Below are 20,694 nucleotides of genomic sequence, written 5' to 3'. Positions count from 1 at the left end.
AGCACTAGACAGGTCAGTATACAAACAGAAAGGAGATAATTTCATGTCAATCAAAGATTCGGCGAAGGTCGGACCGGCGGTCGCATCGCTCTTGGAACAAGAAGGAATGACCGGGAAGGAGATGGCGGCAGATCTCAACGTCTCCGAGCAGCTGACCAGCCACTATAAGCATAACCGGCGCAACATGCACCGGGAAATCGCGCAAGCGTCCATGGATTGCTACGACAATCCGGAATACCGAATGGATCTCCTGTTCGAGTTTTCAAGCGGGTACACCCCGCCAGTCCTGAGAGGACGGAACATCGAGCAGCATCGCTTAAGCTACGAGGCGCACACAGAGCGGGAATTGGCTGAAGCCATCGACGTCATCAAAAAGGTTTGCCTGGCGAGACCACCCCAATCCTTGAGTAAAGATGAATTAGAAGGAGTAAAGGAGATCGTTGATGAGCTGCTGGATGTCCGGACACTGACGGACAATTTCCTGAAACAATTGCAGGTCGAATACGGAATATCAATAACAGAGCGGATCAAGGCCATGATGCCGAGATGGAAAGCGAGAGGATGGTTGGTATGACGGAATGGATGGACGGGTACATCACAGGCATTTTAGTGGCGATGCTGACGTTTGCGGGCTTGTATCTCTGGAATGTGGTGGGAGCGGAAATGAAAGAGGAAAACGAAAAAGCCGACTGAGGTCGAGTCAGCCGGCTGATATGGGATATGTCTATTTTACCACGGGAGCACTGGCTCCCGTCAAGAAGCCTATGAAAAAAACCGGATGCTTGACCGGGCCATGTGTCATGGGCTTCTTGATGGGACTCGCCATCAGAGAGGAAGTGGAAGATGAACTATATCTCGATTGAAACCATTGTGGAAGAAGGTGAGGATGTGCTGAAGCCGAAAGATCCGGAATTGGCTGCATTCGACCGGTCGCTGCTCATGAGCGATTTGCGGACGGAACTGCATCTGGCAGCCATTGAGGGGAAGACCAGCAAACTGGTGACGTACGAGCGATTAGGGAGCCCGAAAACAGCATTGAAGACCTATGAAGCCTTTACGTTCCATGGTTTTTCTGTTGGTGCACAGGACGAGGGATTACTAATCGAATGGAGGTAAAACAAATGGAACACCCAGAGATCGAATACGCAATGCGGACTGGCTACCCTTCGAAGGATTACCTCGATTGGGAGCGAGAACAGGAGAAGGACGACAATCCAGTCGAGGACATGTTCGGCTCGGAAATTTTGGAAGGCGACAAGTGGTTCGAGGATTCGGAGGGCCGGATCGTTCTGGAAGACAATATAGATGACTACCTGATCGAAGTGATCGGCGTCGAGTTTTTCCGGGCATTAAAATAAGCCCGCTGCAGCAACAGCGGACTCGGGGTTCTGGATCATTAACTTAACTTCATTGTAAACCAGAGCCCCTCAAAACTCAATAGGAGGGATCAGATATGGTTCAGGCAGTATCGACGAAAGATATGAGCCGGGAAGAATGGCTGCAGGAACGGACCAAAGGGATCGGCGGTTCAGACGCATCCATCATCCTTGGGCTGAACAAGTACAAAACACCTTTTGAGCTCTGGCTTGAGAAAACCGGCCAGACTGAAATGGAAGACAGCGCTGGAGAAGCGGCCTACTTTGGAAATGTGCTCGAAGAATTGGTGGCGAAGGAGTTCGAGATCCGAACAGGCAAGAAGGTACGGAAACGGAACGCCATTCTTCAGCATTCTGATCACCCGTTCATCATGGCCAACATCGACCGGAAAGTGGTTGGAGAATCCGCAGTCCTTGAATGCAAGACCGCAAGTGCATATCTGGCGAAGGACTGGGAGAGCGATGAGATTCCCGAATCCTACCTTGTGCAGGTGCAGCATTACCTTGGCGTCACCGGCTATGACAAAGCGTACATGGCCGTTCTGATTGGCGGACAGCGGTTCGTCTGGAAAGAGATCGAGCGAGACCAGGAATTGATTGATTTGATTTTTGAAGCGGAAGTCCATTTCTGGACGCATCACGTGGAAAACAAAGTTGCGCCGGCGCTGGATGGCTCCAGTGCCGCTGAGAAGTTCCTGAGAGAAAGATACGACAAAGGGGATGCCGACAAGTCCATCGATCTCGGTCATGCCTACAAGGGCAAGATTGAACAGTACCGCGAACTGAAAAACTCCATCAAACAATTGGAGGAACAAAAGAAGCTCCTTGAAAACGAAATGAAGTATGAACTGAAGGAAGCTGAAACAGGCATTGTCCATAACTATCAGGTGAACTGGAAGACGATCACGGCGAACCGGGTGGACTCAAAAGCGCTGAAAGAAAAGTTTCCTGACGTGTACCGGCAAGTGATGAAGGAGAGCAGTTACCGAAAATTCGACATAAAGGAGATTGACTAATGGCCACTAATTCGAGCGTGAAATCACAGATCGCCAACCGACAGAACGGACAGGCACCATCGACACAGGGAACGACGATGAAGGGGCTCCTCGCTTCACCGGCTGTCATCAAGCGGTTTGAAGAAGTGCTCGGCAAACGGGCAATGCAATTCACTGCATCCATCTTGAGCCTCTACAACAGCGAGAAGATGCTTCAGAAATCAGAGCCGATGAGCGTCATTTCAAGCGCTATGATCGCCGCGACGCTCGATCTGCCAATTGATAAGAATCTAGGCTATGCATGGATCGTTCCATACGGCGGCAAAGCGCAGTTCCAGCTAGGTTACAAAGGATATATTCAACTAGCGCTACGGACAGGTCAGTACCGGAAAATCAACGTCACAGAAATCTATGAAGGCGAGTTCATCAGCTGGAACCGGATGACAGAAGAACTTGAATTGGAGTTTGAATCGAAAGCGTCAGATAAAGTTGTGGGATATGTCGGCTATTTCGAATTGATAAACGGATTCAAGAAGACGGTGTACTGGACGAAATCGGATGTCGAGAAGCACAAAAAGAAGTTCAGTAAGTCGGACTTCGGCTGGAAAAATGATTGGGATGCAATGGCGAAGAAGACGGTGATCCGGAACATGCTAAACAAGTGGGGCATTCTCTCGGTAGAAATGCAAAAGGCATTCACTAATGACGAGAAGCAGCCGATCGAGGGCGAAGCGGAAGAACTGGATGATGACGTGATCGACGCGGAATTCAGCGAAGTTCATGCGGGAACTCAGCCGGAAGAGGCAGAACCGGAACCTGCACAAGGTGAGGAACCAAAGAAAGACCCGCGGGGTGAACGGCAAGAGAGTTTGCTTTAATCAGCGGAACACCGGATGAGGGAGCGGTTTTTCTCCCTTATCTGTTATCAGTAAAAAGTTGAGGTGAAAATATGAGCGGCGCATTCCTGACATCGAGGGATATTTTCAAAAACGGAATATGGACCGACGTTCCGAAATTTCGGATTTTCTTCTTCATTGTCGGGAACGCTGTTTTTTCTGAAACGGGAGTAGAAAAAGGCGGCGTTCACGTCGGCCGGGGGCAGTATCTCCGTTCTCTGCGAAACCTGCGAGAAGATCTAGTTTACTACGAAAATAACGCCGAGAAAATGTACGGGATGGCGACACTGAACCGCAAGATTGCGGAACTGGTCGAGGAGGGCCGACTCCAGACCGAAAAGACGAAGCTTGGAACACTATTTACTGTCGTCAATTATGCGATATACCAAGACTTTTCGGCTTATAAGTCGAGTAGCTTGGAACAGCGTCGGAACGGCGTTGGAACAGCGTCGGAACAGCAGCGGAACAATAAGAACTTAGAGAACTATGTTAACCAAGAGAATAAAAGTACTACTGCTGCTGATGCGCATGCGCAAGGACAAGGGAGCTCAGGGCCGACTGATTACCAACAGCGTTTGCTACAACGCTACGTCCAATTGCGCGGATATGGATTTGACTCTACGCCGAAGGATTACATGACGGCAATTGAAATCGAACAGGCTAACATCCCGCTCGATGTGGCCATTAAAGCGATGGAACGGAAATTCGCGGAATTTCAACCGAAACACAGCAAAGACAAAATTCACTCTCTCTCTTACTGTGCCGGAGCGATATTCGACGCTAATCACCGACCGGCTGCCATGCCGCAAAAAACAGAAGAGCAGAAACAACAGGATCAGGAATACAATTACGGATTTTAGGAGGACGCCATGAGTTATCAGGACATGCTGAACAACTTCCCGAAACCGGAAATCCTGAACACCTATCAGTGCGAAGGGTGCGGGCAGGATGTGCAAGTAACGGAAATGCCGATTGCCGGCGGACCGGACAAAGGAAAAGTTGAAAAATTCTACCTTGGCTGCAAGTGCGGGGATATCATCCTGGCGGAACAGGCTGTCGAGAAAGACAGGCAAGCCCGCACACGGCACATGCTTCGCTTGTTTGATCAGAACTCACTGGTCAATGAATCGCTGAAAAAAGCGACATTCGAGAATTACAATCCGCCATCACAGGAACTCGCATTCGCGAAAGATCAACTGAAGATGTTCGCAGACAATTTCTCGGCTGTGGAACCGCACAGTTTCATGCTGAAAGGTACGTTCGGAACAGGCAAAAGTCATTTGTCCTACGCCACGGCGAAGACATTACTGGCAAGCGGTCACTCCGCATTATTCCTGTCGGTGCCAAAACTGCTGACGAAAATCAAGGATACCTACAACAGCAAATCAACTTTTTCGGAAGCGGATTTGCTGGAATTGGTCGGCATGGTGGATCTGATGGTGCTGGATGACCTTGGCGCAGAGTATACCAATGCCCGAAACACGGCCGACAACTGGGTTTGGTCCAAACTGTTCGAAGTCGTGGATAGCCGGTCCGGTAAATCTACGATCTACACGACAAACCTCTCCAGTACTGAACTGGAAACGAAGGTTGGCACACGAAATTTCAGCCGAATCATGGATAGCGCAGAAATTATTTTGATGAACGGCAAAGACTATCGCCGAAAGGCATTTTAGGAGGCAGAACGATGCACGAAATGATTGCACGCACAATGGATCACCTGATTTTGATTGCCGGTGCTTGGGAAAAATCAGGGCAGACAGACAAGGGGCTGGAGCGCCAGTTCAACGCCAAGCTGAACGAACTGCAAGGCATGACACAACTGAGTCACGAGAACTCGGTTCGGCTGCTGGTCCGTTATATGGCAGGGGAGGCAGTCGCATGAGCGAGAAACAGTACTTTTTCGACGCCGGTGAAAAACGCCGCCGGTCATGGGTAGCCGAACTGAAACAGCTTGGTATCACGCACACGTTCCATGGTGAACCAATCGAGAAAGCGACGTATTCGGAAGCATTGAGTCTGCTCAGCATCGAGCGGGCGAAACAGTCGTAGGAGGTGCAGCATGAAGGTCACAGTAAACGAACAGACACAGCGTTTTTATCTGGCGTTCGAGAAATGGGAACCGGCCGTCGGACATGAAATCAAGGTCGGTAAATATCAATTTTGCGCAATCCCGTCAGGCAGCCATATCAATATCTCCGACGTATCGTCCGGCGTGAAAGTATTCGATATTCCGATGAATTTGGAAGTCATGATGCAGACAGGAACAAAAGAAGGCACGATTCAATTTCTGGGAAAAGTGGGAAACGGACTTGTTCGGCTAATCAAGAGCACACCGGACTTTGATAAGCAGCTGGTGAAAATGAAAAAAGTGGCTGTTGATCGCTTAGGCGAAAAACCGTTTGTCGAAGATATTGACACGGACTGGATTTTCGAGCCTGAAAGTGACGTTGTGAATTAATTTTGAGGCACAGATGAAGCGGAAGGAGCGGAAAAATGAACCTGAAAAAACTGTACGAGAAGCAAGCGGAACTGGATGCAGAGATCGAAAAACAGCATCCTAACCAAAACGGTGAAGACCGGGAGTCGATGGATTTCTTGGCTCTGTACGCAGAACTCGGAGAGCTGCTGAATGAATGGCGGGGGTTCAAGTATTGGAGTGATGATCGGGGGCCGAGAATCTTAAAGAAAACTCCTGATATGAAGACCTTTGACGAAACAGAAGGAAGGGTTGCAGATTGGATTGTCACTAACCCACTCCTCGAAGAATACGCTGATTGTCTTCACGCCATACTGACGCTCGGCAATCGTTTTGGAGTAGCAGATTTCGAGGTGCCGGAACTGCTGGCACAGGAGTACGACACTGCCTCTATCGTGGCGAAGTTTCTGGACCTGTTTTATTTCGTCGGAGAGATCGAAGCCCATCCTTTCGAGAGTGAGCGGCAGAAGTGGTACCGGGAGCTGATCGTCAACTTCGTCGAGTTGGGCAAAATGCTCAGCTTTACCTGGGAGGAAGTAGAGGCAGCGTACCTCCAGAAAAATAAAGCGAATCACGATCGGCAGGCGAACGGATATTGAGCCCGGAAGAACGTGAAGGAATGATTCTTACCCTCTCGGTTATGACTTTCAAAGATCCCGAGTATTTCGATGACATGGATGACCGACGACTTTGCGAAGAGTACGACAAGCTGATGAAGATGAACGGGGGATGAATTTGCAGAAACGCAGAACCGGAACACGGGCCCGCACCAAGCGGGTTCCCCGTAAGTTCCAGGCGACGAAGGTGACGTTCGATGGGCGGGAATTCGATTCCAAAACTGAGCTGGCGTACTACCTGCATCTTCGGCTGCTTCCCGAAGTGGAACAAATCGAGTTGCAGCCGCAGTTCCAGATTCTTTCACCTTATGAAGTGGAGTGCAAACGCTGTAGGGGAAACCGGCAAGTGCTGAATCGAAAGACCGGCAATCTGAATCAATGCAGCTTATGCAAGGGTAAGGGTAAGCGAGAGAAGGCGGGGATGACATATACGGCTGATTTCCGGGTTACATACACTGACGGATACACGGAGGTCATTGATGTGAAAGGATTCAGTTCTTCCCGGGACTTTCCGGTGCGTCGGCGGCTGTTTGAAAAAATGACCGGCATGGAACTGATCATCGTGGAACGAAAAGGGAAGGAATGGCTTAGAAAATGACAGCTCCAAAAGTGAAGAAAAAAGAACCGGAAATTATCCGGTTCAGTCCAAAATATTCTTGATCAGCTCGACAATGAGTTCCTTCGAATTTGGGCTTTCTGCCCGTTGTTCTGCTGAAGGGATTTGCCGCTCGCCTGTAGCCACGGATTCTACAAAATGAATGCGGAAATTACCAACAGTGCTATAGCAGACCAAATAATCTTCTCCCTTATATGGGTAAATCGCGAATTCTGCTTTCATATTGTACTGCCAAAACGATGACATGATTTATCCTCCACTGAAATATTTTAAAGATTCATTATAACATTTCCGGAAGGTTGTGAATCCTTTGGATGAAAGGAAGTACGAAGAAGTCCTCGCTGCTATACCGAGATGGGAACCTTCCAGAGAGCAAAGGGTATTCGGCGTTTCAGCCATTCAGACCATCATCGGTGGAACATTTATGCAGGCGCATCAGATCCGGAAGCGGCTCGAGCGGGAAGGGAAGCTGCCTGAACAAACGTGGTGAATCAGGATATCTCAAAAGGTCATATCGCTGTATCCAAGTAATGTAAATGACCTTTTGAATATTTCTTGTTAGAAGGTAGATGTATAAAGAAGGTTCGGAAATAGTTAATGCTGATTTAACGTTTCCCAGACACCAGTGTCGTAGGGATACCTACACAGCCGGTTCAGAGACCGTCGAAACAAACTGATGAGAGAGGAGGAGTCATTAATGGAAAGACGGGATTATGAAGTTGATTGGAGTTCCAACGGCTTAGATTTCAGATATAGCGGTACTGAAACGGTTTTTGCCACGAACAAAGAAGATGCAAAGGAAAGAGCAATTCAAGCAGTTTCACGAAAAATGGTAATGGCAAGAGGGCTGATTGTAATTGGAACGGTTGTAGAAATTTAATCAATCATTCAACCCTATGTCCAAAAAGAAAGGAGCTCCACATGGCGAAAATCGCCTATCGGAAAATCAAAGTCGGTAACAGCCACATTGAACTCCCTTACTGCAACCGGTGCGGCAAAGCGGTTTATGATCAAGACCAGGTGTACTGCTGCTGGTGTGGCAGCAAATTCGTGAAGCAGGCAGCAAAATGATACCCCGGCCAGAGCTGGGGTATTCTTCTAGTTATAGACTAGGCAAAAAGACAGACGAGAACAGAGAAAGGGGTCATACGGTGCGCTTAATGGAACTTAAGATCAACGAGACAAATGTCATAGAATTGGATATAATGGAATTACCGGACAGTTGTGTGGTGGTCATCAACGACGGCAAGGTGAAACTTGCCGAACTTCCTCCGCATGCAGAGACGAAGATCATTACGCATAAAGGCAGAGTGACCCGTGTGAAGTGGGATGAGGGGGAAGAGTTTTGAGCGATGAAGAAGTGAAAATTGTTAGGTTAAATCTTCACTTGAAATATATAATTACTATTTTTGTGTTGGTTGGTTGTACCATAGGCGGATTAGCCTTATATGATCAAGAGGTTGCTATCAAAGGGCTTTCTGCTGCCGGATTGCTGACTTCCATTGTATTAGCAGTAGTGGCAATATTAATAACTCTTTGGGATGTAGCTGGCCAAAAAAATAATATACAAGATATGAAAAGTAGTGTAGAAGAACTTAAAGAAGTAACTGCTGAAATTAAATCATTTGTAGAACAAATTGATACACAAAATAGAGAAACGATTGAAGATGTTATTGTGTTATTCGAAAATTTTCAAGCAGACAGTAAAGGATACGTCCAAAAACTCATCGAAGCTACGGAAAAGCTAGGTGATTTACAAGGGACCGATAAATCTGAAGCTGAAATTCAATCAATTAAAAAGGAATTATCCTCTATTCAAGAAGATTTAAGTTTGGCTTATAATAATTTTGAAAAACCTTCTGATCTTATTTCTATCGCTAGAAGACATTCAGATCTTTTAAACTCATCGTCCAGTAATTTGCTGGTTGGAAAAAGCAATGAAGAAATAGAAATGATTAGAAAAGCATTAAAAAACATAAAATATTACAATTTGAATTTTAAACCTCTTAAAGAAGAGGATGAAAACGATTAAGAGACCATATATATGTCCGCACCAGCCAACTGGAGGACACATGACAGCATAATTGCTGTTTTGTGTCCTCTTTTTTTATTTTTCTAAAGGGGGAGCGTTATGGGGAATCTGCAAGAGGAACTGATCAGAATCGGCCTCGCCAAAAAAGAGAAATCGCCGCCCAAAAAAGAGAAGCGGCCAAAGAACAAGCTCAGTCAGCGGGACTTGGAAGAATTGATGGGTGTTCGAAAGCCGAGATTTTCCCGGCACAAGGGCGGAGCTTATAGACAGAAATAAAAAACAGGGGGAAGGTAAATGGAGAACTGGGCGGACGAGCTGATTGCACAATACCGGAAACATCAAAACGAGTTGCGGCGGCAAGTCCGCAGGTTGGATCCAGATGATCTTGCCGATCAGCAGATTATCTCAAGCAAGAACAGCATGACCCGGGACATGGAATTTGTACTGGGATGGCTGGAAACTGGCAGACAGCCGGGTAATTACCGAGGAGCTGACAAACGGGGAGTTTACCAAAAATCATATGGAAATCTGGATTTCATTCCCGACATCGTAGAGCAGTTGGAGGATGGCCCGAAGCTGTTGTATATGACCGCCGAAGAAAAAATGATCATGCAAGATATTTTCAAATCCTTGTCCCACCGGGAAAAGCACTGCTATATTCTCCATGTCGCTAAAGGCATCAGCATGGGGGAAATTGCAAAGGGACTTTGTGTCAGTAAAGCCACCGTTCAAACGCACATTGAGCGGGCGAAAAAGAAAGTGAAGGACCGGGTGAAATTATAATTCTTTGTCATACGCTTGTCATACGGTCCCCCTATTAATGAAGGGGAGAAAAAAAGAGGGGATGCGTGCAAGGCGCAAATCTCCTCACTCAACCCCACAAAATATGGGTGCCTTATTCATACCTGCATGGCTTATCCGATACATAAGATGTAGCGAAGGAGGTAAGTATGGTGGAGGTTGATTTCAGTCCAATGGAACCGATCATGAACGAGTTGCTGCTGAACCTACTGATCGTTTTGGGAATCCCGTTCCTCTTAGCAATGATAGTTGGATGGGGCTTACGAAAATTAAGAATACCAGGTTCAATCGTAGCACCGGCGGCATCTTTGTTGTTGGTTTACCTGGTCTTTTATATGTTCCGGTTTAATACATTTGAGTAAAGGCGCAGGCATCTCAGTTGAGGTGCTTTTTACTATGTCTGAAGAAGCGAATAGCGTGGGAGAGGTGATAAGAGGTGCCAAGGCCAAAGAAAATCACGAAGGCGGTACTCCGGGAATTAGAAGACGGATTCTTGAAAGGATTGAGTGATCGGGAAGCTTGTCTTTACGCAGGTATTGCGCCTTCAACGCTCTACGAATACTGCAAAGATAAACCTGAGTTTTCGGAGCGAAAAGAGCTCTTAAAAGAACAGGTGAAAATGCGGGCAAAACTCAATGTAGCAAATCTCATCGAACGGAGAGATATTGACTTATCACTCTGGTATTTAGAGCGGAAAGCCAAAGATGAATTCAGCAAAAAGCAGGAAGTTGAACACAGCGGGGGCATTGAAAACAAGCTGGATCTTTCCGGACTATCCGTTGAGGAGTTGAGGAAGCTTGCCAACTCTGACAGCGAATCAACGTAAGGAGCTTGCACGGCAGGCGCAGGCAGAACTCGCTCGTCGCTCTTTCCGGGACTATGTTGAGTACGTGCATCGCGGCAATTACAGGCATTTTCGGCATACGGAATACATCGCGGGTGAACTGGAGCCGGTCGCAAATGGGGAACAGCGCTATATCATGATTGAGATGCCGCCACGGCACGGGAAAAGTATGACGGTTTCCGAAAGCTTCCCGAGTTATTACCTGGCGAAGAATCCGGAAAAGCGGGTCATCACCGCTTCCTACTCTGATGGGCTCGCTCGAAAGTTCGGCCGATTGAACCGGGCGAAGCTGGAGGAATACGGTCCGGAACTTTTCGATGTGCAGCTGTCGGACGTAAATGCTTCCCAAAACAACTGGGATATCGCCAGGATGAATGGCGGAATGATTTCGACCGGTATCGGTGGATCCATTACCGGACAGGGCGCTGATCTGCTGATTATCGATGACCCGTTTAAGAATGCGGAAGCGGCCAACTCATCCACCATCCGCGATAAGGTCTGGGACGAGTGGGAATCGACATTATCCACCCGTCTTCATAAAGGCGCCTCTGTGATTGTCATCATGACACGGTGGCATGAGGATGACCTGATCGGCCGGTTGCTTGAGCGTTCGCCAAGAGATTGGAAGCGGATCCGGATGCCGGCGATTTCAGAGGATAAAGATGATCTGCTTGGTCGGGAGATTGGAGAGCCCCTCTGTGCTGAACTCGGATTCGACGAACAATGGGCAGAAGAAAAGAAATCGGAAGTCGGCTCCCGTACTTGGTCCGCACTTTATCAGCAGCGGCCTTCGCCAGCCGGCGGGGCTATTTTTCAGCGGCAGTGGTGGCGGTTTTATGTGCCTGACGAGCCGACTCGTTCACGACTTGCCAATCCGGAAGGGGTTGTCGTTCTTCCGCGGATCATCGAAAAGCAGATCCAGTCTTGGGATTGCACGTTCAAGGACAGTAAAACTTCAGATTTTGTAGTCGGACAGGTATGGGGCAGCAGAGATGCCGCTTTTTATCTGCTCGACCAGTTTAGGAATCGAATGAATCTGCCGGAGACGATGAAAGCCATCCGGAACATGACGGCCAAGTGGCCGGAAGCGAAAGCCAAGTACATTGAGGACAAGGCAAACGGGCCTGCCGTCATTCAGATGCTCGAAAAGGAAATCACCGGACTCATTCCGGTGAATCCGGAAGGCGGGAAGGAAGCACGGGCAAACGCCGTAGCTCCGCTGATGGAAGCCGGAAACGTATATCTCCCGCATCCATCCATTGCGCCGTGGGTGAATGATCTCATCGAGGAATTCACATCATTCCCAAATGGCAAAAACGATGACCAAGTGGACAGCGGCACTCAGGCACTCATTAAGCTACAGGTGAAGAAAAGCAATCCGCTTGATCGGTATAAAAAAATGTATGGCAGGAGGTGATGGGATTTGACGACAACCATCGAACGTGCAAAGCAGTTTCGAAATGACTTTATGCAAGGGAATGGAAAGGGCGGTGAACGGGACGCGCTCGTCCGGCAGAATCCAGGCAATCGCCGGAAGCTGTCGAAGGATCAGCTGAAATCACTCTACGCCAGCAACATTATTGTTCAGAACATCATCAACATCCCCGCTGAGGATATGACGCGCAGCTGGTTCACCTTGAAGATGAAGGATGAAAAACTCCGGGATGCCATCATGCAGAAGCTGCGGGACCTGAAAGCAAAAGAGGCGTTCAAAGACATGCGCCGCTTCGAGCGGCTGTCCGGTGACGGGCTGATCAGTCTTGGCGTCAAGCAATCAACGAGCTTCACCTTGGATAAACCAATCGAACCGGAAAAACTGATGAAGCTGGAATATATCCACGCGTTCAGCGGTTTCAAGGTGGAGAACATGGTTTCGAATAACAATGTATTTTCTCCTGACTACGGCAGCGTCGAACAGTTCGAGCTGCCGAAAATCAACGGAAGCGACAAAAAGAACTTGGTCCACGCCAGCCGGATTCTGCACGATCAGACGCGGCGGCTGGAGGACGAGAAGCAGGGGCAGCCGCTTCTGGAACCGCTGTTCGACATTATCACGGTCATGGATACATCGCTCTGGAGCGTCGGTCAAATCCTTTATGATTTCACGTTCAAGACTTACAGCAGCAAAGACATCGAGGATATGAAGCCGGAAGAACGCCGGGAGCTCGGAACGCTGATGGATTTCATGTTCCGCACAGAGGCGTTGGCGATCATCGGGGAAGGCGAGAAACTGGAGAAGCAGACGACGAACGCAGGCGGCATTAAGGAGCTGCTCGATTACGGATGGGACATGCTGGCCGGTGGCGCCCGGATGCCGAAGACGGTCATTAAAGGACAGGAAGCGGGCACCATTGCCGGAGCCCAATACGATGTCATGAATTACTATTCGCGGATTGCGGCCATGCAGGAAAATGAAATGAAGCCACTTATCGAAAAGCTCATCCGCATGCTGCTGTGGTGCTCCGATGAATTGGGCGGGCGCGTTGATCCTGCCTCCGTTGAATGGGAAGTAAAATTCAATCCGCTGTGGGAAGTGGACGGGAAAACGGATGCAGAAATCCGGAAGTTGGTGGCGGAGACCGATGATCTGTATATTACAAACGGCGTACTGACCACGGATGAAGTGAGAGAGGCCCGTTTTGGTCGCTTCGGACTGGAGCAGACGTTGGCGTTCAGCGGTGATGAAGCCGATTACGAAAAGATGGCCGCAGAAGTCTATGCCAAGCGCAAGGAGAGCCTACAGAATGGCTAGAAAAGTGCCGCCTACTCGTTTTCCGTATGCTCCGAGTGTCAACTATTCGAAAGCGATTAAACGGCTGGTCAATGAACTGGGGAGCGAGACGCTGAAAACGTTTGATGAGCAGCTCAAACCACAGCTGAAAGCGTACAAGCGAAAGGACAGCCTCAATTATATCGAGGATAGCTTCCTCAGTTTGATCCAGCGAGCGTTCGCTTTTATCGCATCTGCTGCCCATCGGATTTTCAGCCCGTCGAAGGTCGTCACTATCGCGACCGATAATCTGAGTCTCATCAACAAAATGAATCTGAAAAACATGAAAGCACAGGGTCGGGTAGCAGGTGTTGAACCCGTAGATGCCGACGGTAAACTGGCTGATTTCATGGAGCTATCCATTCAGCAGAACGTGAGTTATATCACGAAAATAAAAGATGATTTCCTTGTGGACATCGAGCGCATTGTTTTAAATGGCGTGAAGAAAGGCTCGAGCATGAAAGGAATCCGGGAACAGTTGGTTCAGCAGATCGGTTTTTCTAGAACACGTGCCGAGTTCATTGCAGTTGATCAGATGGGATCCATATTCGGCCAACTGACCGCGAAACGGCATCAAAGCATGGGTGTAAAAGAATTCATTTGGCGAGATTCGGATGATGAACGGGTGCGGAAGACACACGAGAATTTGGATGGTAAGACGTTCTCTTACGCGAATCCGCCGACTGTTGGAAAGCGGAAGGTACTGCCGGGTGAAGATTACCGCTGCCGTTGTGTGGCGGATCCAGTTTTCGAATAGAGGTGGATGAGGATGGCGAGATATCGAAAGAAACCGGTCGTGATTGAAGCTGTCGAGTGGACAGGTGCGAATCATTTGATAACAGATACCTTCATGAAAGCTTGTGAAGGAGCTTATATTGATTATGATCGCTACCAGTTAGGTGAAGTTGTCGTACCCACGCTCGAAGGCGAAATGCGAGCAAGAGTAGGCGACTACATCATTAAGGGTGTCCAAGGTGAATTTTACCCATGCAAACCGGAAATCTTTGAAGCTACTTATGAAAAATTGGATGAAGGAAAAACAGAGAAGTGCTTCCGGAACGGATAGCGTTTTTTTTCGTGCCTTAAAGGGGGTGAGAAAGTGTGAAGGTACAGAGATATGACAAAGTGATGATTCTGGACTATCAGGAAACATCCGAAGGTTATTTGACGGTGGATACGCCAATTACCCGGCCCGGCGTCTTCCCGTACCAGCGGCAGGATGGAACCATTCAGATGGAGGCCAAGCTGCCGGATGATGTATTCAGTGACCTGACAATCCGCTCCGCTCGCTCCAAAGCGGTGACGGACGGGCATCCGAATGAACCGGTCACATTGGCCAATCATATGCAGTATGCAAAAGGGTTGAGCCACACGGACAGCCGGGTGGAAAACGGAATGCTGTTCGTTTCGTTGACGGTCACGGATGCCGGCTTGATTGACAAGATCCGGAACGGAGATCAGCGGGAAATCAGCATCGGTTTCCTGTCGGATGTCGTGTCCGAAGGCGGCACTTACCGTGGTGACCAGTACGAATACGTGCAGCGCAACATCGACATTAATCACATTGCCATCGTCGAGCAGGGCCGTGCCGGTCCTGATGTATCCATCCGGAATGACAGCTCGGCATGGCAAATCGAAACCAAAAATGAAGGAGGCAGCAAGATGCCAACATACAAAATTGACGGCAAGGATTATGAAGTGGATCCGGTCGTGAAAGCACGATTGGATGCACTCGAAGCGCAGAAGGATTCAGCGGAAAACAAAGCCAAGGATTACGACAAACTTCAAGGCCGGTACGATTCCCTCGAATCGGATTACAATCAGGCAAAAGCGGACCTTGAGGAAGCGAAGAAATCGAATCTGTCTGAAGACGAACTGGACAAGAAGGTGCAGGGGCGCGTCGAGCTCGTTTCCGGCGCAAAAGCGTTTCTTGGAGATGAATTCGATTTCTCCGGCAAGAAAGAGCGTGAAATCAAGGAAGCGGTCATTCAGAAAGTGAAACCGGATTTCAAGGGTGACGGCAAGTCGGATGAGTACATTAATGCGTTTTATGATGCAACGGTCGAACGCTCGAAGCAAGACGGGTTCTCGTCCACCGGCGACAATCATTTGCATACCGGTGATTACAAAGGTGATGGAAACCTGGAAGAAAAGCGGAAGCAGCGCCTGAACCTGCGGGATTCCAAATAAGAGAGGGAGGAACAAGAAATGCCGATTACAAGCTACGAAAAATATATGTCTGAAGCAAGCTCAAAAGGAAAGTTGGCAAATTACCAGCCGTATAGCGCCATCACGAAAGGCGCAGCTGCTGCCATTGCATTTGGTGTCGCGGTGCAGCTGGGCGCAGATCAGGAAACGGTTGTGCCATTCGCTGGAGGGGCGCCTGCCGGTATTTCCCTCGCGCAGGAGCCACATGATTGGGTGAATAACGCCGCTGATCAGAACTATCCAGTGAACTCGCCGGTGGCCGTTGTCACGAAGGGAGTCATCTGGGTTGAAGTTATCGAAGATGTTCTTGCGGGTGATACACCGGTTGTTGACAATGCGACAGGGAACTTCCGTCCAAATACGACAGCCATCACAACAGTCACAGCACTGCCGGGGGCGCGGTTCCATTCTGCAGCTGCTGCCGGTGGACTGGCCCAACTTGAAATCAATCTACCCTAATAAATGAGGAGTGAAGTGAAAATGGCAACAATGCGCGAAGATGCTCTGATCCGTCCACAGGATCTGAATGCAATCGACAATACAATCTACGAAACACACCGCGAGGAACTCAAGGCTCGCTCGATTTTCAACGTGAAGACCGATGTCCCGGCTGGTGCAGAGACTTATTCCTATGACGTCATCAAACGCTCGGGTGCGGCTAAGATTCTGGCGCCTGGTGCGGATGATATCCCACTCGTTGACGCAGATATGGAGCGGCATACAGAGACAATTTATTCAATTGCTTCCGCGTTCCGTTATTCCGTTCAGGAATTGCGTCAGGCGCAGATGAGCGGTACGCCGATCGAAACAATGAAAGCGGCCACGGCTCGCCGGGCGATTGCCGAGAAAGAAAACAAGCTTGTCTGGAAAGGGGACGCAAAACACGGCATCCTCGGTGTGGCAAATGCGGAGGGCATTCAGGCGATGGCGCTCGATACCAACGCTGCTGACACTTCGACCAACTGGGCGGATAAGACCGGCCGGGAAATCGTTGCGGATCTTCGAAAGGCTCGTTCAGCAGTCAACCGACTTCCTGGCCACCAGGCAGATACACTCGTCGTGACGCCGGATGCAATGGAAGAGCTGGAGAAAGAGTATAACGAATACACAAATCAGACTGTGTTGCAGTATCTGAAAAGCCAGAACTGGTTTTCTCGCATTGATTCCACTTCCGACTTGGAAGGAATGGGCGACGCAGGCACTAACTGTTTCCTCGTTCTCGACAGTTCGCCAACTGTGGTTGAAGTGCTTGTTTCGATGGACATTACCCGCCATCCGCAGGAATACAAATTCCCGAACTACAAGATTCCGCTTGAAGAACGTACAGGCGGCGCAATCGTCCGTTATCCAATGGCCATTGTGAGAGGAGACGGTGTCTGATGCTTATTCATAACAAAGGCAATTACGTCCGTCACGCAGCCGGTGTCATGTTGGTGCCAGGAACCAATAACGTGAGCGAGAAGGACTGGAAGAAGTTCAGCTCCAATCCGATCATGAAAGAAGTTATCGAGAGTGGGGAAGTTGTTGCACATGAAAAGGCTAAGAGCACACAGGACTTTAATGTTGATGGCGCAGTTGAGCTCGTGAAAGACACCGTAGACGTCGATTTGCTTCGGCAGTGGCAGGAAGCGGATGACCGTAAAACGGTTCAGGAAGCGATTGCTGACAAACTGGCTGAGCTGCAGGGCGAAACTGGCGACGACGAGTAAGGAGCTGATTTGATTGGAGCCGTTGACAACAGCAGTCAAAATAAAATCAATTGCCAATCATCTAAAGTCGTTACCGGACACCGATCTTGCTGTCTATATTGAGGATGCCTCGCTTGAGGTGTCCTCTTCTTCCGTTCCGGAAGCATATCGGGAACGGGCGGTCCGGTACTTGGCGGCGCATCTGGCTTCGCTCAACGTGCGCCAGGTACAGCAGCAGAAAGTTGCGGACATGTCGCAGACGTATCAGGACGGCTCGGAATCAAACAAAGGACTCGACGCAACAGCTTATGGTCAGGAATATGCGCGGTTGCTGAAGCGGTTTGCGGTTCGTCCATCGCTGAATCTGACGGTGCTGTGATGCAGAAGACGCAGATGAAAATCACCGTACAGGAAGACAACCTGGCGCAACTGCAGCAGGTCATTGATGATCTGGACAAAATGTATATCGAAATCGGCATTTTCGGCGAGGATGATGAGTTCTACACCATGATTGCCGGTGTTCATGAATTCGGCATGACGATCAAGGCAAAAGGCAGCGCCTTGACCATCCCGACAGAACATGCGAAAGGCAGAAGTGCCGGTGAGATTCCCGGGCTGTTCCGGCCAAAGGGGAAAGATTATCTTGCTGTGAGTGAGGATGGCGAACTGAAAATCATGTTTTTCCTCCGGAAGAGCGTCAAAATTCCGGAGCGTTCGTTCATCCGTTCGACATTCGATGAAGAAGAGAAAAACTGGACGGCATTTCTGGAAGAACGTTTGGACCGCGTGCTGCAGTTTGAAATGTCGGTCGAGCAGATGTTCGAGCAAATGGGCGCGAAAGCGGTCGCGGATATCCAGCGAAAAATGACAAGCCTGAGAAGTCCAGCCAATGCTGATATCACGGTCAAAAACAAAGGCTCGTCCAATCCGCTGATTGACACAGGCGGCATGCGGCAACGGGTGACGTGGAAAGTGAGGAAACGGTAATGGAATTTGACTTTAGCAGCTTATTCGCTGAATATAACCGACCGTTTCAGCTGATCCCTCGCACACCGAGCGACCGTGACTATTCAAGGGGCGGCCAAACGGTAAAAGGAACTGAGCTTCCAGCGAAGGACATGCAGGGAATTGTGGTTCCGCTCGGGAATGATGACCTGCGGTTCGACACAGCCGGCACGTATACCCGACAGGACCGAAAGATTTATCTGCAAGAACCGAAAACGCTTGCGGAAAATGATGTCGTGACTGTGGACAGCCTAAGTTACCGGATTACCGGTGACAAGCCGTATGGGCATTACGCCGGTTTCAATGTCTATTACGCGAAACGGACGAGCATGGGAGATGGTGGCCGATGATCAGTGTGAGTATCCGGAATGCGCTCGTCCAAGCGCTCTACAATCACCTGCAGATTCCAATCATACCGGACGATGACGATGGGGAAATTCCGGAGCGCCCTTATGTGTTGTATTCCGTCATTCGGGACAACGGGAAGAACGGGCACGACAGCATTACCCACGGGGAGACAGCTGCCGGTTTCGTCAAAACCTACGCGAATCAGAAGGAAGCCACCTATTCATTCACCGCTCATTCTGAGAACCGGGATGAAGCACTGGATTACTGCTATGGATTGATTGAGTATTTCGAGCGGACCGGTCGCACCCTGCTGGCAGATCACGGGATAGCGGTGATTGAAGTTTCATCCACTCAAAACCGCAGTGTTTTGCTCGGAGATCATTACGAGAGACGCCACGGAATCGACGTCCGGATCCGCTATGTGGACAGCTCCAAGTATCAGGAAGAACCAATGGATGAAATCAATATTTAATACAGGAGGTATGACAAATGCCATTGAGTGACGTAACCGTACGCATCACCACGAACCGACCAGCAGGAACTGTCGGATTCGGAAAACCATTAATTGTCGGTGAACTGGCGGGAGGATTCCCTTACACGGAGTACAGTGACCTGCAGACATTAGCCGCAGATTTCAATGACACAACAGAAGTTTATGCAAAGGCAGAAGCATTGCTCGCGCAGGAGAACCGGCCGGAGAAATTCGCAGTCGCTGCATTCGACCCGGCATCCACCGTGGCCGGAGCCATCACGACAGCCGCCGATCTGGTTGAAAGCTTGCTTTCGAAAGACTGGTATTTCCTTATTGTAACGGAGGATGATCTGATCGATTTGGCCGACATCGCAGCAGTCGTGGAAGGATCGAATGCGACAGGCGTACCGAAACTCTTTTCCGCACAGGTGGCTGCAGCTGCAGATCTTGCTGGGCTTGGAACGGGTGACCGGACATTCGTGGCGGTCCATCCGGATGCCGAACATATCGACGCGGCCATTGTTGGCGCAGTCGGATCCCGCGAAGTCGGTTCTGTTACTTGGCAGGGCAAGACGCTCGTCGGCATCACGTCGCAGGATCTGTCGCCTGCAGAAGTGACGGCTATCGAGGACGCAAATGGCTATGCTTATGTGACGAAGGCAGGCGATGACGTGACATCGGAAGGCAAGGTGCTCTCAGGTGAATATATCGACGTAATGCACGGCAAGGACTGGGTGAAAGCGAACATCGAGCACACAGTCCAGAAAATCAAGAACCAGGCCGGCAAAATTCCGTATACAGACGGCGGTATTGCCACACTGGAAGCGGGCGTCCTGTCTGTTCTGAAGCGCGGATTTAACCAAGGCATTATCGCCGGCGATGAAGCGAATAACCCGTTGTTCCAGACCAATTTCAAGAGCCGTGCTGAAACATCGGAAGAAGATCGCGCGCTCCGCCGCTATACAGGCGGGGCTTTCAGTTTTGAATTAGCAGGAGCCATCCACGAAGCGGAAATCACCGGCTCCATCAGCTACTAATCAAGGAGGGATAACGAATGCCAGTAGGTGTATATGATTCTAGTAAGGTCATTGTCACAGTCGATAACATGCACATCACCGGTCTTGCGGATGGCACATTCATTTCATTCGAAGCGGCCGAAGACGGGTTCTCATACTCGGTCGGCGCAGCTCCGGGAGATGTCGTCGTATCGGAAACGAATGACGAGACGCGCACGGCCACACTCGTGCTACAGCAGACGAGCCCATATGTTTCGTACTTGGATAACATCGCCAAGTCGAAGCGCTTGGTGCCGGTCTATTGCATGAACACGAATGAGCCGAAAGAGAAGTCCGGCGGTACCATGTGCCGGATTCAGCGGCCGGCAGCGCGAAGCTATGGTAAGGAAGCGGCCAATCGGGAATATTCCATCGTCGTGTTCGACTACACTGAAGAGTGAGTCGAATGAAATCACATAACCAAAATCAGAGCAGAATCACGAAGCAGTCCAACCGGGCTGCTTCTTTGCATTTAAAACTTATATCGGAGGT

Annotated in this window: 37 protein-coding genes; 36 read left to right on the top strand and 1 reads right to left on the bottom strand. The window is 49.5% G+C overall.

The features are described 5' to 3' along the window. Positions 1-43 precede the first annotated feature (43 nt). The 13 genes from CCE92_RS00770 to CCE92_RS00720 all read left to right on the top strand — a co-directional run bounded on the left by CCE92_RS00770 (position 44) and on the right by CCE92_RS00720 (position 6,961). The gene (locus CCE92_RS00770) at positions 44-574 is read left to right on the top strand and encodes a hypothetical protein (RefSeq protein ID WP_088005633.1); all 531 of its coding nucleotides are present in this window, start codon (positions 44-46) and stop codon (positions 572-574) included. Next, positions 571-693 (top strand): hypothetical protein, encoded by a 123-nt coding sequence (locus tag CCE92_RS16290; protein ID WP_277621511.1) that lies wholly within the window; start codon positions 571-573, stop codon positions 691-693. Before CCE92_RS00770 ends, CCE92_RS16290 begins: the two co-directional genes overlap by 4 nt. 150 nt (positions 694-843) lie before the next feature. After that, positions 844-1,116, top strand: a complete 273-nt coding sequence (locus tag CCE92_RS00765) for a hypothetical protein (protein ID WP_088005632.1) — start codon at positions 844-846, stop codon at positions 1,114-1,116. Positions 1,117-1,121: 5 nt separating this feature from the next. After that, positions 1,122-1,358, top strand: coding sequence for a YqaI family protein (locus CCE92_RS00760; RefSeq protein ID WP_162287786.1), 237 nt, complete (start codon positions 1,122-1,124; stop codon positions 1,356-1,358). 95 nt (positions 1,359-1,453) lie between these two features. Further along, positions 1,454-2,392 carry a YqaJ viral recombinase family nuclease gene (locus CCE92_RS00755; RefSeq protein ID WP_088005630.1) on the top strand — a complete coding sequence of 313 codons (939 nt, stop codon included), beginning with the start codon at positions 1,454-1,456 and terminating at the stop codon, positions 2,390-2,392. Further along, on the top strand, positions 2,392-3,249 hold the full coding sequence (gene recT, locus CCE92_RS00750; protein WP_088005629.1) for a phage-derived integrase/recombinase RecT: 858 nt from the start codon (positions 2,392-2,394) through the stop codon (positions 3,247-3,249). Before CCE92_RS00755 ends, recT begins: the two co-directional genes overlap by 1 nt. 71 nt (positions 3,250-3,320) lie before the next feature. Further along, positions 3,321-4,127 carry a hypothetical protein gene (locus tag CCE92_RS00745; protein WP_088005628.1) on the top strand — a complete coding sequence of 269 codons (807 nt, stop codon included), beginning with the start codon at positions 3,321-3,323 and terminating at the stop codon, positions 4,125-4,127. A gap of 9 nt (positions 4,128-4,136) precedes the next feature. Then, positions 4,137-4,943, top strand: coding sequence for an ATP-binding protein (locus tag CCE92_RS00740; protein ID WP_241535808.1), 807 nt, complete (start codon positions 4,137-4,139; stop codon positions 4,941-4,943). Between the two features lie 11 nt (positions 4,944-4,954). After that, on the top strand, positions 4,955-5,152 hold the full coding sequence (locus tag CCE92_RS00735; protein WP_088005627.1) for a hypothetical protein: 198 nt from the start codon (positions 4,955-4,957) through the stop codon (positions 5,150-5,152). Beyond that, entirely contained in the window at positions 5,149-5,319 is a 171-nt protein-coding gene (locus tag CCE92_RS15795) for a hypothetical protein (RefSeq protein ID WP_155522822.1), read from the top strand. Before CCE92_RS00735 ends, CCE92_RS15795 begins: the two co-directional genes overlap by 4 nt. 10 nt (positions 5,320-5,329) lie before the next feature. Then, positions 5,330-5,728 (top strand): hypothetical protein, encoded by a 399-nt coding sequence (locus tag CCE92_RS00730; protein ID WP_088005626.1) that lies wholly within the window; start codon positions 5,330-5,332, stop codon positions 5,726-5,728. Positions 5,729-5,763: 35 nt separating this feature from the next. Continuing rightward, on the top strand, positions 5,764-6,345 hold the full coding sequence (locus tag CCE92_RS00725) for a dUTP diphosphatase (RefSeq protein ID WP_088005625.1): 582 nt from the start codon (positions 5,764-5,766) through the stop codon (positions 6,343-6,345). Positions 6,346-6,481: 136 nt separating this feature from the next. Continuing rightward, positions 6,482-6,961, top strand: a complete 480-nt coding sequence (locus CCE92_RS00720) for a DUF1064 domain-containing protein (RefSeq protein WP_241535804.1) — start codon at positions 6,482-6,484, stop codon at positions 6,959-6,961. A gap of 42 nt (positions 6,962-7,003) precedes the next feature. Here the strand turns inward: CCE92_RS00720 and CCE92_RS00715 are convergent, their stop codons facing one another. Further along, a complete protein-coding gene (locus CCE92_RS00715; RefSeq protein WP_088005623.1) occupies positions 7,004-7,225 on the bottom strand; it encodes a hypothetical protein in 222 nt (73 codons plus the stop codon). 64 nt (positions 7,226-7,289) lie between these two features. On the opposite strand from CCE92_RS00715, the gene CCE92_RS00710 reads away from it, so the two are divergent. The 23 genes from CCE92_RS00710 (at position 7,290) to CCE92_RS00610 (ending at position 20,603) form a co-directional block, all read left to right on the top strand. Continuing rightward, complete coding sequence (locus CCE92_RS00710) at positions 7,290-7,469, top strand: hypothetical protein (protein WP_088005622.1); 180 nt, start codon at positions 7,290-7,292, stop codon at positions 7,467-7,469. Positions 7,470-7,676: 207 nt separating this feature from the next. Then, positions 7,677-7,859 carry a hypothetical protein gene (locus tag CCE92_RS00705; protein ID WP_088005621.1) on the top strand — a complete coding sequence of 61 codons (183 nt, stop codon included), beginning with the start codon at positions 7,677-7,679 and terminating at the stop codon, positions 7,857-7,859. Between the two features lie 41 nt (positions 7,860-7,900). Beyond that, positions 7,901-8,050, top strand: coding sequence for a hypothetical protein (locus CCE92_RS15790; protein WP_155522821.1), 150 nt, complete (start codon positions 7,901-7,903; stop codon positions 8,048-8,050). Between the two features lie 89 nt (positions 8,051-8,139). Then, the gene (locus CCE92_RS00700; protein ID WP_420913214.1) at positions 8,140-8,328 is read left to right on the top strand and encodes an XtrA/YqaO family protein; all 189 of its coding nucleotides are present in this window, start codon (positions 8,140-8,142) and stop codon (positions 8,326-8,328) included. Continuing rightward, complete coding sequence (locus CCE92_RS00695; RefSeq protein WP_088005620.1) at positions 8,325-9,011, top strand: hypothetical protein; 687 nt, start codon at positions 8,325-8,327, stop codon at positions 9,009-9,011. The genes CCE92_RS00700 and CCE92_RS00695 overlap by 4 nt, the downstream gene beginning before the upstream one ends. Positions 9,012-9,110: 99 nt before the next feature. Then, entirely contained in the window at positions 9,111-9,287 is a 177-nt protein-coding gene (locus tag CCE92_RS15785) for a hypothetical protein (RefSeq protein WP_155522820.1), read from the top strand. 18 nt (positions 9,288-9,305) lie between these two features. Beyond that, positions 9,306-9,794, top strand: coding sequence for a sigma-70 family RNA polymerase sigma factor (locus CCE92_RS00690; protein WP_088005619.1), 489 nt, complete (start codon positions 9,306-9,308; stop codon positions 9,792-9,794). Between the two features lie 170 nt (positions 9,795-9,964). Further along, a complete protein-coding gene (locus CCE92_RS00685) occupies positions 9,965-10,174 on the top strand; it encodes a hypothetical protein (protein WP_144390952.1) in 210 nt (69 codons plus the stop codon). 131 nt (positions 10,175-10,305) lie between these two features. Then, entirely contained in the window at positions 10,306-10,638 is a 333-nt protein-coding gene (locus CCE92_RS00680; RefSeq protein ID WP_206601387.1) for a hypothetical protein, read from the top strand. Next, on the top strand, positions 10,610-12,073 hold the full coding sequence (gene terL, locus CCE92_RS00675) for a phage terminase large subunit (protein WP_088005616.1): 1,464 nt from the start codon (positions 10,610-10,612) through the stop codon (positions 12,071-12,073). Before CCE92_RS00680 ends, terL begins: the two co-directional genes overlap by 29 nt. A 6-nt stretch (positions 12,074-12,079) precedes the next feature. Continuing rightward, the gene (locus tag CCE92_RS00670) at positions 12,080-13,408 is read left to right on the top strand and encodes a phage portal protein (RefSeq protein ID WP_088005615.1); all 1,329 of its coding nucleotides are present in this window, start codon (positions 12,080-12,082) and stop codon (positions 13,406-13,408) included. Beyond that, positions 13,401-14,183: a phage head morphogenesis protein gene (locus tag CCE92_RS00665; protein ID WP_162287785.1), complete on the top strand. Its 783-nt coding sequence runs from the start codon at positions 13,401-13,403 to the stop codon at positions 14,181-14,183. The genes CCE92_RS00670 and CCE92_RS00665 overlap by 8 nt, the downstream gene beginning before the upstream one ends. 12 nt (positions 14,184-14,195) lie before the next feature. Next, positions 14,196-14,492, top strand: coding sequence for a hypothetical protein (locus tag CCE92_RS00660; protein WP_088005613.1), 297 nt, complete (start codon positions 14,196-14,198; stop codon positions 14,490-14,492). Positions 14,493-14,527: 35 nt separating this feature from the next. Further along, positions 14,528-15,616 (top strand): DUF2213 domain-containing protein, encoded by a 1,089-nt coding sequence (locus CCE92_RS00655; protein WP_088005612.1) that lies wholly within the window; start codon positions 14,528-14,530, stop codon positions 15,614-15,616. An 18-nt stretch (positions 15,617-15,634) separates the two neighbouring features. After that, positions 15,635-16,093, top strand: coding sequence for a structural cement protein Gp24 (locus tag CCE92_RS00650; RefSeq protein WP_088005611.1), 459 nt, complete (start codon positions 15,635-15,637; stop codon positions 16,091-16,093). 21 nt (positions 16,094-16,114) lie between these two features. Further along, positions 16,115-17,014 (top strand): DUF2184 domain-containing protein, encoded by a 900-nt coding sequence (locus CCE92_RS00645; RefSeq protein WP_088005610.1) that lies wholly within the window; start codon positions 16,115-16,117, stop codon positions 17,012-17,014. After that, positions 17,014-17,343, top strand: a complete 330-nt coding sequence (locus CCE92_RS00640; RefSeq protein WP_088005609.1) for a hypothetical protein — start codon at positions 17,014-17,016, stop codon at positions 17,341-17,343. Before CCE92_RS00645 ends, CCE92_RS00640 begins: the two co-directional genes overlap by 1 nt. Positions 17,344-17,356: 13 nt before the next feature. Continuing rightward, a complete protein-coding gene (locus CCE92_RS00635; RefSeq protein WP_088005608.1) occupies positions 17,357-17,701 on the top strand; it encodes a DUF4054 domain-containing protein in 345 nt (114 codons plus the stop codon). Beyond that, positions 17,701-18,309 carry a hypothetical protein gene (locus tag CCE92_RS00630; protein WP_206601386.1) on the top strand — a complete coding sequence of 203 codons (609 nt, stop codon included), beginning with the start codon at positions 17,701-17,703 and terminating at the stop codon, positions 18,307-18,309. The genes CCE92_RS00635 and CCE92_RS00630 overlap by 1 nt, the downstream gene beginning before the upstream one ends. Continuing rightward, positions 18,309-18,677, top strand: a complete 369-nt coding sequence (locus CCE92_RS00625; RefSeq protein WP_088005607.1) for a hypothetical protein — start codon at positions 18,309-18,311, stop codon at positions 18,675-18,677. Before CCE92_RS00630 ends, CCE92_RS00625 begins: the two co-directional genes overlap by 1 nt. Beyond that, positions 18,674-19,147: a phage neck terminator protein gene (locus CCE92_RS00620; protein WP_088005606.1), complete on the top strand. Its 474-nt coding sequence runs from the start codon at positions 18,674-18,676 to the stop codon at positions 19,145-19,147. Before CCE92_RS00625 ends, CCE92_RS00620 begins: the two co-directional genes overlap by 4 nt. Positions 19,148-19,164: 17 nt before the next feature. Further along, positions 19,165-20,184: a DUF3383 family protein gene (locus tag CCE92_RS00615; RefSeq protein WP_088005605.1), complete on the top strand. Its 1,020-nt coding sequence runs from the start codon at positions 19,165-19,167 to the stop codon at positions 20,182-20,184. A 17-nt stretch (positions 20,185-20,201) separates the two neighbouring features. Beyond that, positions 20,202-20,603, top strand: a complete 402-nt coding sequence (locus tag CCE92_RS00610) for a phage structural protein (protein WP_088005604.1) — start codon at positions 20,202-20,204, stop codon at positions 20,601-20,603. Positions 20,604-20,694: the final 91 nt, after the last annotated feature.

The sequence above is a fragment of the Indiicoccus explosivorum genome (assembly GCF_002167005.1).
GTDB lineage: Bacteria > Bacillota > Bacilli > Bacillales_A > Planococcaceae > Indiicoccus > Indiicoccus explosivorum.
Note: the sequence above shows the minus strand (reverse complement) of the source record. Positions and strands in the feature narration are given on the sequence as shown.